At 32.8% G+C, this 12,794-nt stretch carries 11 protein-coding genes; 4 read left to right on the top strand and 7 right to left on the bottom strand.

Going from position 1 to position 12,794, the window contains the following annotated elements; all coding sequences use genetic code 11:
• Positions 1-276, bottom strand: a complete 276-nt coding sequence (locus AAGD42_RS00395) for a succinate dehydrogenase assembly factor 2 (protein WP_341749599.1) — start codon at positions 274-276, stop codon at positions 1-3.
• A gap of 161 nt (positions 277-437) precedes the next feature.
• On the opposite strand from AAGD42_RS00395, the gene AAGD42_RS00390 reads away from it, so the two are divergent.
• The 3 genes from AAGD42_RS00390 (at position 438) to clpX (ending at position 3,776) form a co-directional block, all read left to right on the top strand.
• Positions 438-926: a palindromic element RPE2 domain-containing protein gene (locus AAGD42_RS00390; RefSeq protein ID WP_250311751.1), complete on the top strand. Its 489-nt coding sequence runs from the start codon at positions 438-440 to the stop codon at positions 924-926.
• 2 nt (positions 927-928) lie between these two features.
• A complete protein-coding gene (gene dnaA / locus AAGD42_RS00385) occupies positions 929-2,320 on the top strand; it encodes a chromosomal replication initiator protein DnaA (RefSeq protein ID WP_341751054.1) in 1,392 nt (463 codons plus the stop codon).
• A gap of 190 nt (positions 2,321-2,510) precedes the next feature.
• Positions 2,511-3,776, top strand: coding sequence for an ATP-dependent Clp protease ATP-binding subunit ClpX (clpX, locus tag AAGD42_RS00380; RefSeq protein WP_341752833.1), 1,266 nt, complete (start codon positions 2,511-2,513; stop codon positions 3,774-3,776).
• A 195-nt stretch (positions 3,777-3,971) separates the two neighbouring features.
• Here the strand turns inward: clpX and AAGD42_RS00375 are convergent, their stop codons facing one another.
• The 5 genes from AAGD42_RS00375 to mutS form a co-directional block, all read right to left on the bottom strand.
• Positions 3,972-5,315: a class I SAM-dependent methyltransferase gene (locus AAGD42_RS00375; RefSeq protein WP_341752832.1), complete on the bottom strand. Its 1,344-nt coding sequence runs from the start codon at positions 5,313-5,315 to the stop codon at positions 3,972-3,974.
• Between the two features lie 111 nt (positions 5,316-5,426).
• Entirely contained in the window at positions 5,427-7,220 is a 1,794-nt protein-coding gene (recJ, locus tag AAGD42_RS00370; protein ID WP_341752831.1) for a single-stranded-DNA-specific exonuclease RecJ, read from the bottom strand.
• A 341-nt stretch (positions 7,221-7,561) separates the two neighbouring features.
• Positions 7,562-7,798, bottom strand: coding sequence for a type II toxin-antitoxin system RelE family toxin (locus AAGD42_RS00365; RefSeq protein WP_341752830.1), 237 nt, complete (start codon positions 7,796-7,798; stop codon positions 7,562-7,564).
• A complete protein-coding gene (locus tag AAGD42_RS00360) occupies positions 7,782-8,000 on the bottom strand; it encodes a ribbon-helix-helix domain-containing protein (RefSeq protein ID WP_341752829.1) in 219 nt (72 codons plus the stop codon). The genes AAGD42_RS00365 and AAGD42_RS00360 overlap by 17 nt, the downstream gene beginning before the upstream one ends.
• A 344-nt stretch (positions 8,001-8,344) precedes the next feature.
• A complete protein-coding gene (gene mutS, locus AAGD42_RS00355) occupies positions 8,345-11,011 on the bottom strand; it encodes a DNA mismatch repair protein MutS (RefSeq protein WP_341752828.1) in 2,667 nt (888 codons plus the stop codon).
• 304 nt (positions 11,012-11,315) lie between these two features.
• Between mutS and AAGD42_RS00350 the strand changes: the two genes are divergently transcribed.
• A complete protein-coding gene (locus tag AAGD42_RS00350; RefSeq protein WP_341752827.1) occupies positions 11,316-12,041 on the top strand; it encodes a hypothetical protein in 726 nt (241 codons plus the stop codon).
• Positions 12,042-12,262: 221 nt separating this feature from the next.
• On the opposite strand, the gene AAGD42_RS00345 is transcribed toward AAGD42_RS00350, so the two are convergent.
• Positions 12,263-12,784, bottom strand: a complete 522-nt coding sequence (locus AAGD42_RS00345) for a GNAT family N-acetyltransferase (protein WP_341752826.1) — start codon at positions 12,782-12,784, stop codon at positions 12,263-12,265.
• Positions 12,785-12,794: the final 10 nt, after the last annotated feature.

Genomic DNA, 12,794 nt, shown 5'->3' with positions numbered 1-12,794 from the left:
CTAAGCTTCTATGTTGTTAATATCAAAACTAAGTATTTGTAACATTACTTTTGAGTTTAAGTGAGAAGGAGGAGCCGTTTTATTGGTAATCCAATCATAAATATCTATATCATTTTGGTTAAGTATTAAAGCAAAATCTGCTAAATTAGCTGCATCCATGTTAGCAAGAAATTTTTCAGCAAATTTACCCAATATTAAGCCAATTTCTTTGCAACCACGATTTTTGCTTTGATATAACAATTTTTTGGTTAAAGATGTTTTGTTAAAATAATCCATATTTACAATCTTACAAAAAAACATCATAATATAATTCAGATAGTTTGACAATTACCAAATATAAAATAAAATGTAAGCTGTATAAAATGGTGCTAGAACTTAATTGCTCCAAATCTTCTTTATTCAATAATATTTAATATATCAAAGAAACTCTAAACTTTATGAGCATTAAAAATATATCTTCCTTAAAAGCTTATAAGTTGCTAGAAATAGATAATAATAACATGATAATTGATGTTAGGACTGCTGAAGAATGGCAACAAGTAGGCATTCCAAAGCTTGATAAAGATAAAATAATTTTTATTAGTTGGCGTTTATTGCCTAATATGTCACTAAATAACGAATTTAAGAACCAGTTGATGTCGAAAATCAGTAATATAGTCAATTCAGGAGAATTTGGGGCTAGGAGCGATGGAGCGACGCCTATAAGTAATAGGCGAGCGACAAGTGACGACGTCCCCAACTTCTCATCAATTGACTATAACTATAAACTATTATTCCTTTGTCGCTCCGGAGGTAGATCCCATGAAGCTGCACAATTTGCTAGTACTCTAGGTTATAAAGAGTGCTATAATATAATTGATGGTTTTGAAGGAGGAACTAATGGAGCTGGTTGGAAACAAAATAATTTACCATGGCAAATTCTGTGAATATTAACCATAATCAATTGACTATAGCAAAGGAAGTGACTTATCATAGAGATATTTGGCAACAAGTTTGCTCTGACCTTAATAAACATTACGGCGATGCCTTATATAAAAGCTGGTTCAGTAAGATTAACTTTTTAGAAGCTGCTACTAATACTGTTATACTTTCTACACCAACAAATTTTATTCGAGATTGGGTGGAATCTAGATATGCACGGGCTATATTGCAATCTTGGCAGTCCTATGACAAAGATATCAAATCAATTGAGATCATTACTAAAGAATTATCAGAACAAAACCAAAATATACCTGAATATTTAGCAAAAGTTCCATCAATAAAAGAAGGAATGGATACCAATTCCGAAGGCATTTTTTCAGCCTTAGACTTACGATTTACTTTTGAAAATTTTGTGGTGGGTGGACCAAATGAATTAGCCTATGCAGCATCTAGAGCAGTTGCTGAGTCGGAAGGAGCCGTAGCTGAATCTAACCCTTTATTTTTATATGGAGGGGTCGGTCTTGGCAAAACACACTTAATGCATGCCATTGCTTGGTATATAAAACATAATAATCCGACTCGTAAGGTAATTTACATGTCGGCAGAAAAGTTTATGTATCAATTCATCAAGGCACTACGTAATAAAGATGTTATGTCTTTTAAAGAAGAATTTCGTTCGGTTGACGTGCTAATGATCGATGATATTCAATTTATATCAGGTAAAGATAGCACCCAAGAAGAGTTTTTCCATACTTTCAATGCTTTAATTGATAATAATCGTCAAATGGTTATATCGTGTGACCGTTCACCGTCAGATTTAGATAATATCGAAGATCGAATTAAATCCAGACTTGGCTGGGGATTGGTTGCCGATGTCCACAGCACTACTTATGAACTAAGATTGGGAATCTTAGAATCTAAACTTGAACAAATGAATATCCATATACCTAAAAATGTTGTAGAATTTTTAGCAGCTAAAATAACATCGAATGTCAGAGAGTTAGAAGGAGCTCTTAATAAAGTTATCGCTCATTCTACCTTAGTTGGTAGGGAAATAACTTTAGAGAACACCCAAAATATCTTGCGTGATTTACTACGTTCCAATGAGAAAATTATCACCATTGAGGATATTCAAAGAAAAGTAGCTGATCGTTATAATATTAAATTTTCCGATATGTCTTCTCCTAGGCGTATTCGCTCAATAGCTAGACCAAGACAAGTAGCTATGTATTTGAGTAAAACATTAACGCCAAAAAGCCTGACTGATATCGGTAAGAAATTTGGCAAGAAAGATCATACTACGATAATGCATGCTATCAAAAAGGTAGAAGAATTATGTGAGATTGATACAGAATTCCGAGAAGAACTTAGTCTGTTAATGAAGATACTACAAAATTAAAATTCTGAATGTGGATTGCCACGCTCACGTACGTTCGCTCGCAATGACGGTAGTTTGTATGGATAAATACTAATCTGGTTAGTTATAATATGAGATAGCATTGAAAATATATTAGACTTAGCTAAATAACTTATCTATATTTATACTTACATAAGATAATATTAAAATCACAAATTAAAAAAGCAAAATTATGTCAAGTGGTGAAGTCGAAAGAAAAGAGTTAAACTGTTCTTTTTGTGGTAAAAATCAATATGAGGTGATAAAATTAATTGCTGGACCAACGGTATTCATTTGTAATGAATGTATCGAACTTTGCCTTGATATTATAAAAGAAGAAACTAAGGTATCACTTAAGCAAGTCTCCTCTTCAATTCCAACACCACAAAAGATTTTTTCTACTCTTAATGATTACGTAATTGGTCAGGATCAAGCAAAAAAAGTCTTATCAGTCGCGGTATATAATCACTATAAACGATTAGAATATATCGAATCAGGTAATAATGATGTCGAATTAAATAAATCAAATATCCTGGTTATTGGCTCTACTGGCTCAGGAAAAACTCTTTTGGCACAAACCTTAGCAAAAATTCTTGATGTACCTTTTACTATGGCAGACGCCACTTCTTTAACCGAAGCTGGCTATGTTGGTGAAGATGTTGAAAATATCTTGCTAAGATTATTACAAGCAGCAGATTTTAATATAGCTAAAGCCCAACGAGGCATTGTTTATATAGACGAAGTAGATAAAATCGCAAGAAAATCTGAAAATCCTTCTATAACAAGAGATGTATCAGGAGAAGGTGTACAACAAGCGTTACTTAAAATCATGGAAGGAACTGTTGCGTCTGTACCACCACAAGGGGGAAGAAAACATCCGCAGCAAGATTTTGTGCAAATAGATACTTCCAATATTTTATTTATATGTGGCGGGGCTTTCATGGGAATAGATACTATCATTAATGCTCGTACCGCTCAAAGTTCAATTGGTTTTGCAGCAAATATCCAGTCAAAACAAGAAAGAAACCACAGCGAAACACTAAAATCATTAGAAATTGAAGATTTAGTAAAATTTGGATTAATTCCTGAATTTATTGGTAGGCTTCCAGTAGTAGCAACTTTAGATGACTTAGATAAAGCATCCTTAGTAGCAATTTTAACTCAACCAAAAAATGCTGTTATTAAACAATATCATAAATTATTTGAATTAGACGATGTTGAACTATCAATTGACAATGATGCTTTAGAAGCAATAGCCGAAAAAGCACTGACACGAAAAACCGGTGCTAGGGGACTCCGTTCTATAATCGAAACGCTTCTACTTGACAGCATGTATAATGTTACCAATTTGAAAAAAATGCACGTACATATTTCAAAAGATGTGATAGATGGCAAAGCTCAGCCGGTAGTCACTCCAAAAAATTATGTAAAAGCTACTAAAAAGCGTATGGCGGTTTAGAGTGATTTCTATAGATTTATTGCTAATTTCTGATATTAACGAAGAGTTGTATAATATTTTTTGATAAATATTATATAATCTCTCTTTACAATTAATAGGAGATTTATATATGAGAAATAATACTAATATACAACCTCACCACTTCAAAAGCTGTTTTCCCAGCTTTTGAAGTTAGTTACAAATGTTAAGTGTATTTTAAAAAAGTTTTACTGATTTGTCATGAAGCAACATAATTCCTGTAGTAAAAAATGGAGCAAATATAGTCTTTACTTCAGACAATAATGCTTCGTTACTAATTTCTTGTTGCAATTCTTCTCTAATTAAATCAAACATCTCCTGCAAGCTTTTACCACCATCTATCATTTGTTTAAAAACATATTTGGTATAATTAGAAACTGGTATAGCAATATTGATATTTTTTAACCACGAAGTATTTAACGTAAAATTAATGACATTGCCAGCTATCAAAGTACTAGATTCCATATGATCATAAATTTGTTTAGCAATACCCGCAATACCATAAAAATATGGTACATTATCCAAATCATCAAGAGTAGCAATGGTATCTTTTGCATTAGAAGCAAAAAAACTATGTTTAATGATATTGCCAACCATTAATTCACAAATTGCTTGCTGAGTTATTATATCCATCCTCTTAATTTTTTGCAAAAGAGAGAAATCGCTAATATAATTCTCAATTCTTAGAGCTAATTTTTCGCTAACATCAGAAAATTCGACAAAATTCAAACCTGCATTATGGATAAATTCGTATAATTCAGGAATGGAATAAGCCCTATCTTGTTTATGCAAGAACAGATCATATAAACCTATATCGCCAAAAACAACATGGTCTCTTAATAGTTCTTGTCCACGTATATACCAATTAGTTGCAGGAAAACCAGCCATAACAGCCTTGGCATTCATTACTTCCTCTACCCTATTACTAACACCCTGATTTACCATTTTCATAATATCTTGCACCTGATATAGCCCAGTACGACCATATTTAGCATAAACCATTACACCCATTGCTCCATGATCAGTTAGAGAATCTTTTAAAATCTTTAAACCATCGGGAGGGCTTTTTAAATGGTGCAATACTCCTGTACAATTAATATAATCAAACTTGCCTAAATTAAGTTTTGGGATATTTAAGATAGAATCATATACCCATTTAATATTGGTAAGACCGCGTTTCTCGGCACGTTTTTGGGCGATCTCCATGCTTGGCTTGCTAAAATCTAAATATACTACTTCGGCATTTTTATTTTTTAGCTGCTCTGCCATATATATAGTAGAATCACCAGTACCACCGCCGGCAATTAACACTCGAAAACCTGAATTAAAATCCTCTTTGCCTTGATATAAATAATGATTTAACTCCCCCAAAAATTCACCACTAACTGCCAGTAATCTTTTTGTTTCCTCTTCAGGATCTCTATAAGGATAATCTTGATAATGCTCTTGAACTGTAGCAAGATCGTTTGTTGTTTCAACAGAAACACTGGTCTGTGATTTTACTTGTTTAGATTTTGACATAAAAAACTTACATATATATTGATTGTTCTAATCGCTTTCTTGAATTGCTTCGACCATTACATGGTCTCGCAATGACGCCTGGGTTGCATATTTTGAATATAATTAAAAAAATCATATTATCAAGTCCTTTATTTGTAATTGTATAGTATGACGTTCTTGCCAGCTATTGACTTTTAATGACCCAATCACGGAAATATTATAAGACTTAACATTAAGCAATATATTCTCTATCGGACTAGACACGGCATTAAAAGCAATAGCAGCAAGGGCTTTAGAGCCAAACGCTTCCTTAGAAGGGGCTAGCAAACATTTTATATGTTTACCACCAACTATGTCAGCTTTCAAAACAAAAAGATTAGAGAATTTAAATATTGGGTCAGGATTTCCCTGACCAAATGGCTCAAGTTTACTTAGCTCATCCATTAACAGCAAATTTACACTACTAGTAGTGAGCTCAGCATCATATTCTTCGCCTGTAAGGTCATTCTGATTATTCATATCACTCTTAAAGGCGTGATTTAAGAATTCTTGCAACTCTAGTAATTTTTCTTCTAATACTGTAAATCCAGCAGCCATTGAATGCCCCCCGCCAACTACAATTAACTCTTTAGTTTTGGCGTTGATAATTTTACTACCAAAATCAACATTTTTGATAGAACGACAAGAAGCCTTACCTATTCCATCATTTAAAGCTATAACTGACACCGGTTTATTAAATTTTTCTTTTAATCTTCCAGCGACAATACCAATCACACCCGGATGCCATCCTTTACCAATTATAAATAATGAGCTATCATTTTCCTGAGTTAAAGCTATTTGAGTAGCTTCCTCTATCATCATCAGTTCTATTACTTTCCGCTCATTATTATGTTTCTCCAACTCCTGTGCTAATCTATTTGCTTCTATTGGACATTCGGTAGATAAAAGATTAGCCCCTAATGATGATTTACCAACTCTTCCCCCAGCATTAATCCTAGGTCCCAAGACAAATCCCAAATGATAACAGTTTGGTTTTTCATTTAAGCCAGCAATATCGCATAAGGTTGTCATACCTAAATTTTTTCTTTGCTGAAGGATTTTTAATCCTTGAGTAACAAAAGCACGATTTAAGTGAACAAGCTTCATTACATCGCATACCGTACCAAGGGCAACTAAATCTAAATACTGCATTAAGTTAGGTATAGTAATATCATCCCTACCACTAATGTCATGATGATTGGCAAAGAAATTTTGTTTTTTTAAATCAGATAATAAGGCAGTAGCAAATAAAAATGATACTCCTACAGCAGCCAGATACTTATAATCGCTGGTTTCATCAATACGATTTGGATTAACAACGGCAACAGCCTCAGGTAATATATCGCTACTAATGTGATGATCGATCACTATCACATCAAGCCCTACTAGTGCTGCATGTTTCAGAGCCTCATGTGCCATTGCTCCGCAATCTACAGTAATAAGCAGCTTAGTTCCATTATCCTTAATTTTTTGCATAGCAGCTGGGGTTGGTCCATATCCTTCAGCAATTCGGTCTGGAACATAAATATCAACATTCTGCCCCAAATCCCTAAATAGATTCTTAAGCAATGATGAAGAAGTAGCCCCATCAACATCATAATCAGCAAATATGCAGATTTTTTGTTTATTTATAATGGCTTCTATAGCTCTATCTACTGCCTTGTGCATATCAAGTAAATGAAAAGGATCTGGCAGTAGGTTCTTAAGTTTAGGTGATAGAAAATCAGTAACTTGCACCAAATTCTCTAGACGGGGAGATAGAACCCTAGCTAAAAAATCACTAATTCCTACAGAACGACAAAGCTCTAGAACACCATCCTCGTTGACTAATCGCTGCTGCCAAATTTTGTCATTTACTGAACATTTAGGTTCTAGTGATATTGACATGTAGGGTAACCTTATTAAAAAGTGTAAAATCTAGTTATATAGTCAATTAACCTGAATTAGTGCCGAATAAGCACCGCTGTCATTGCGATAAGGCGTAAGCCGACGAAGCAATCCATTTTAATCGTTTTTTGGATTGCTTCGTCACACTAAAGTGGCTCTGAGCCATGACGCTAAGGCTAAATACTAATCGGATTTATAACATTGCCAATTTAAGTTAATTGACTATATCTATAATATAACAGATTTTTATGCTCCACTAATATCTGTTTTCATTATTTTTATTTTTTTTACCATGTATACTCAAATGATTTGAGTATACACCTCATCCCTTATCGCTATTCTTAAAACAAAAGCACTATTAACAGCTCTTCTTCTATGCTACAAATCACTCTATACTTCCCTACCCTATATCTCCACAATCCAACATAATCATATTTCATTGGCTTGCCTAAATCTTTAGGATGACTACATTTTAATACCTTATCTTTAAAATAATTACTGATCAATTCTTGTGATGCTTTATCTAGCTTTCTAAATTCTTTAGCAGCCTTGAAATCAAATTCAATTTTCCAAGTCATTATTATCTTCTAACTTCTCTAAAGATATTCTAGGATTCCTTTGTTCTAATCTGTGCAAAGCTATAAAATAATCTTCCTTTTCTTGCAAAAAACTCTCTACTGCTTTTCTGATAAGATAACTTTTCTTTCTATCTATAGTTTTTCCAAGCTGGTCTAATTTATTATAAAGCTCATCTGGTAGCTTTGATGTGATTGTATGCATAGGTATACTTTTTGCAAAGTCAAATAAATCGTTCCACAAAAAAATTATTTTATAATCTTAAAGTGAATTAGCTTGAATTGGCAACGTTATAAATCTGATTAGTATTTAACCTCAACGTTATTGCGAGGAGACCAACAAAGCAATCCAGAAAGGTGTTTTAAAATGGATTGCTTCTACCATTACATGGTCTCGCAATGACGTATATGCACCCCAAAAATCATTGCGAGGAATGCGGAAACCGCACGACGAAGCAATCCATATAGTCTTGATGTATCTATACTATTTTTTACTCATCATAGGAAATAAATAAAAAATTGTAGGGTACTATGCGTCATCATAGGCATTTACTCAACAATCAATCCTTTTAACTTATAGACTAACTCTAAAGCTTGCTTAGGGGAGAGTTGATCAGGATCGATTTTATTAATTTCTTTTTCTAACTTATTGAATTTCATTTCTTTTTTGCTTTCTACTGGCAAATTAAATAAACTTAAATTGTTTGATTCGGTATTTAATATATGCTTATTTTTGTACGTTGCACTTTTTTCTAATTTTGCTAAAATGTCATTCGCCCTAATTATAACAGATTTTGGTAGCCCCGCTAAGTAGGCTACATGAATTCCATAAGATTTATCAGCCGCCCCTTCTATAATATTATGCAAAAATAATATTTCTTTTCCTAATTCCTCAATAGCAACTGTATAATTTTTTAGGCTTGGCAAAAAATTACTCATACTGGTTAATTCATGATAATGCGTAGCAAATAAACATCGGCATTTGAGATTATCATGAATATATTCAAGTACTGACCAAGCAATTGATACACCATCATATGTCGAAGTTCCACGCCCAACCTCATCTAGTATCACTAAGGAATTTTTAGTAGATTGTGCTAAAATAGCTGATGTCTCTAGCATTTCTACCATAAAAGTCGACTGTCCTGCCTGTAAATCGTCCCCTGCCCCTATTCTACTGAATATCTTGTCTACCACTCCTATCTTGGCACTTGTCGCTGGTACAAAACTACCAATTTGTGCTAATATGGCTATTAGGGCATTCTGCCGCAAAAAAGTACTTTTACCAGCCATATTAGGTCCAGTAATTAACCAAATTCTATTAGATTCTGATAAAGTACAATTATTGTCAATAAAGCTCTTTTTATCGGTTAATAGGCTTTGTTCAACAACTGGATGACGTCCCTTGATAACTTCAAAAGTTAAATCGTTCGTTAAAACTGGTCTAACATAATTATATTCATCGGCAATATAAGCAAAATTACAGAATACATCAAGCTGACTCAAAGAACAGCTAAGTAATCGCAGAAATACGGTGTTATCAATAACTTGCTGGCATATTTTATTATATAATTCCAGTTCAAGACTAATTGCCAAACTTTTGCTATTAACCATATCGCTTTCTAATTTTTGTAATTCAATAGTAGTATATCGACTAGCATTAGAAGTTGTTTGACGATGAATAAATTTTGTGTCTACCATCTTATCACTATGTCTTAGGGTAATTTCAATAAACAACCCAAGCACATTATTATGTGATATTTTGAGAGTTTCAATGCCAGTATCAAGACGATATAGATTCTTTAGCTTCTCTATATGTGATTTGCCATTATTAATTAGGTCATATAATTCTTGTAGTTTAGGGTGATAATGATGATTTATTATACCGCCTTCATTGGTATTATTTGGTGCATCCTCTCTAATTGCCTGGTCTATTAAGGAATATAATTGTTCATTGCCAGATAATGGTTTAATTAAGTTTTCTATATAGTCTGGCAAATTTAGTCCGTAATGAGCAATAAACTCGCCCTTTATTTCCAGTGCAGCATTTAATGTATATTTAATATTTAACAAATCTCGTCCTGAACCACGATTCATCATAATTCTAGATAAGCAACGTTCTAAATCTCCAGTTTTTTTGAGTAATTTTTTAATATTTCCTACTATGGCAATATTTTTATAAAAAAACTCTGTTATATTTTGTCGAGAATTTATTTGATCAATATCTATTAGTGGTGTAGATAAAAAGTGATATAATAGACGGCTGGCAGCTTTAGTAACGGTATGATCAATAGTAGCAAGAACACTGCCTTTGGTTTTTCCTAATAAATTACTGGTAATTTCCAAATTCCGCCGAGTTGCCGAATCAATAATCATAAAATTATGATAATTAACCAACCGAGGTAAAGGTAGAGAAGGTATATTTTGCTTTTGGGTCAAAGATAAATATTCTAAAACACTACCAATACTACTTATTTGACATTCAGATACTTCACCTATAGCTTTTAGATCATTAATTTTATAAAAATCTAAGATAATTTTATGACATTTCTTACTAGCAAAAAAACTATCAACTTGATATGAGATACGAAAATGCAATTGGTTATTAATATTACTAGCTAATTGATGTCCCCTCAAATTTTCACTAAGTAAAATCTCTTTTGGCTTAAGACGCGATAGTTCGTTGATAATCTCATTTTGTGGAATCTCAATAACTGAAATTTCCACGGTAGAAATATCTACGTAACAAATTGACGCTTTGTTTTTTAATAAAACTAAACTTGCCAAATAATTAGGCTCACAAACATCAATTAAAGATTCCTCAGTAATAGTACCTGGGGTGATGATACGCGTTACATCCCTATGTACTACAGCCTTATAACCATCACGTTTTTTTGCCTCTTCGGGTGTCTCTAATTGATCGCAAATAGCAACTTTGTAATTCTCTTCAATTAATTTATTCAAATAGGTCTCAAGAGCATGATGAGGGACACCACACATAGCAATCTCACAATCACCATTAGAACCTCTTTTAGTCAAAGCAATACCTAAAACTTGACTGGCAAGAATTGCATCCTCAAAAAACATTTCATAAAAATCACCCATCCTAAACAATAGAAGACAATCAAGATTAGCAAATTTGATGTCTAAATATTGTTGCATCATCTTGGTTGATTGAACATAATTATATTTCTGGTGAAATTCTTCTAAAGTCATAACTACACATAATTATAAAAAATAAACAATAAAGACGATAGGATGTTTTGTCAAATTTACTAACAAAAAAACAATTAAAATCAATTTATTGTAAGCTTTTTAGTGGAGAAGATGATAAAATATTTTTTAAACAGACAAGGGTTTTTTATAATGAGGATAAGTTATGAGCAGTAAACCGCTGATATCGTTGGACTACGCAATTAAATTTTTACTCAAGAATAAAGGTGACTATGAAATAGTCTAGGGATTTGTTTCGGCGATACTTAAAGGTGTTGGTGGTTATCCAGCAGTAAAAATCATTGCCTTGCTTGAAAGTGAAAGTAATAAAGAAAGTGAAAACCTAAAGAAAAGCATTGCTGACGTTATTGTTGAAATAGATCGCACATATACTAGCCTCTTTCTCCATAAAGCTTGCTTTAATGCTAGTCGATTGATTGTCGATAGTATTTATGCTAGTCAGGATTATACTAGTATCAAGAAAGTATTTCATATCAACTTAATATATTTTCCATATGCAGGGCTGAAATCGCCTTTATGTCACGGTAAGACTATTTTTAGAGAAATCGACCGAGAACATCCTATAGACGTACATCTTGCTGATAGTAAAGGTAATGAAGTGGAGCTTCATAATGTATTTCCAGAATATTTTATTATTTCCGTACCACTTTTTAACGATATTGTAAAAAAGGAAATGGATGAATGGTTGTATTTTGCTAAATATGCTGAGGTTAGAGATGATTTTAAATCACCTTATATGAAGAAAGTAGCTGAGCGTCTTAGCATCCTAAAAATGACTACTCAAGAACGTATAGATTATAATAAATATGTCAATGAATCCTTAAAGCAACGTGATTATATAGTTTCAGCTGAGCAAAAAGGTAGGGAAGAAGGTATTGAAAAAGGTATTAAAGAAAAAGCTATAGTCACAGCAAAAGAAATGTTAATTGATAATGAGCCAATGGAGAGAATAGTTAAATATACAAAACTAACTATTGAAGAAATAGAGAAGTTAAAAGAAGAAATGAAGTAAGCGTTCACGGTTTTTTTGCTATTTTTCTTATGATAATAGTATGGATCTACCCTATATACAGAATGAGAAGCAGATGCTAATCTTCTAGGATAGGAAATGAACCCTAAACAACAATAAGGAGGCTCATATGGAAGTTACCACAATTGGTATAGATATTGCAAAAAGAATCTTTCAAATTCACGAGCATTGCCTAAAAACAGTTGATAAGGTATCCGAAGGTTTTAAAATAATAATATATAGATAGAAAGCCGCAACATTATAATGCATTTGGAGTATTTTTTAGTTTTTCGATTTAGCCTTGCTAAATTATCTCTACTAGCGACAAAGCCTAATTTTTCATAGAAATACTTTGCTTTTGAACGCTTTTTATTTGTTGTAAGTTGAATAAGAGAAACATCATTATCTTTAGCATATAAGATAGTTTGAGCAAACATCCACTGACCTATTTTCTGACCTCTATGTTTTTCAGCAACTCTTACGGCTTCTATCTGCATGCGAGTACTACCGATAAACGTTAGCGAGGGCATAATAGTAAGATGACATGTACTGATTATCTCGCTTATCTTTTCTACAACCATCAAATATTGGTTTGGATCGCTATCAATCTTGTGAAACGCTTTTATGTAACATTTATCCAATTCTGTACTTTTAGATTCACGCGTTTGTCCTAAGTCATCCTCAAGCAATAGTTCTATAATACGAGGTAAATCCTCTATTTTTGCTTTTCTATGTGTTAAATTCATAACTCCTTCC

Origin of the sequence: Candidatus Tisiphia endosymbiont of Dioctria linearis (assembly GCF_964026545.1) — a bacterium.
In the GTDB taxonomy this organism is placed as follows: Bacteria; Pseudomonadota; Alphaproteobacteria; order Rickettsiales; family Rickettsiaceae; genus Tisiphia.
The sequence above is the reverse complement of the archived record's forward strand: the minus strand, read 5'-3'. Positions and strand labels throughout refer to the sequence as shown.

Bases quoted from the DNA above. Each gene is read 5' to 3' on its own strand.
- AAGD42_RS00360 (WP_341752829.1), bottom strand. From the start codon at position 8,000: ATGCATACAATCACATCAAAGCTACCAGATGAGCTTTATAATAAATTA.
- AAGD42_RS00390 (WP_250311751.1), top strand. From the start codon at position 438: ATGAGCATTAAAAATATATCTTCCTTAAAAGCTTATAAGTTGCTAGAA.
- AAGD42_RS00375 (WP_341752832.1), bottom strand. From the start codon at position 5,315: ATGTCAAAATCTAAACAAGTAAAATCACAGACCAGTGTTTCTGTTGAA.
- mutS (WP_341752828.1), bottom strand. From the start codon at position 11,011: ATGACTTTAGAAGAATTTCACCAGAAATATAATTATGTTCAATCAACC.
- AAGD42_RS00345 (WP_341752826.1), bottom strand. From the start codon at position 12,784: ATGAATTTAACACATAGAAAAGCAAAAATAGAGGATTTACCTCGTATT.
- recJ (WP_341752831.1), bottom strand. From the start codon at position 7,220: ATGTCAATATCACTAGAACCTAAATGTTCAGTAAATGACAAAATTTGG.
- AAGD42_RS00395 (WP_341749599.1), bottom strand. From the start codon at position 276: ATGGATTATTTTAACAAAACATCTTTAACCAAAAAATTGTTATATCAA.
- AAGD42_RS00365 (WP_341752830.1), bottom strand. From the start codon at position 7,798: ATGACTTGGAAAATTGAATTTGATTTCAAGGCTGCTAAAGAATTTAGA.
- clpX (WP_341752833.1), top strand. From the start codon at position 2,511: ATGTCAAGTGGTGAAGTCGAAAGAAAAGAGTTAAACTGTTCTTTTTGT.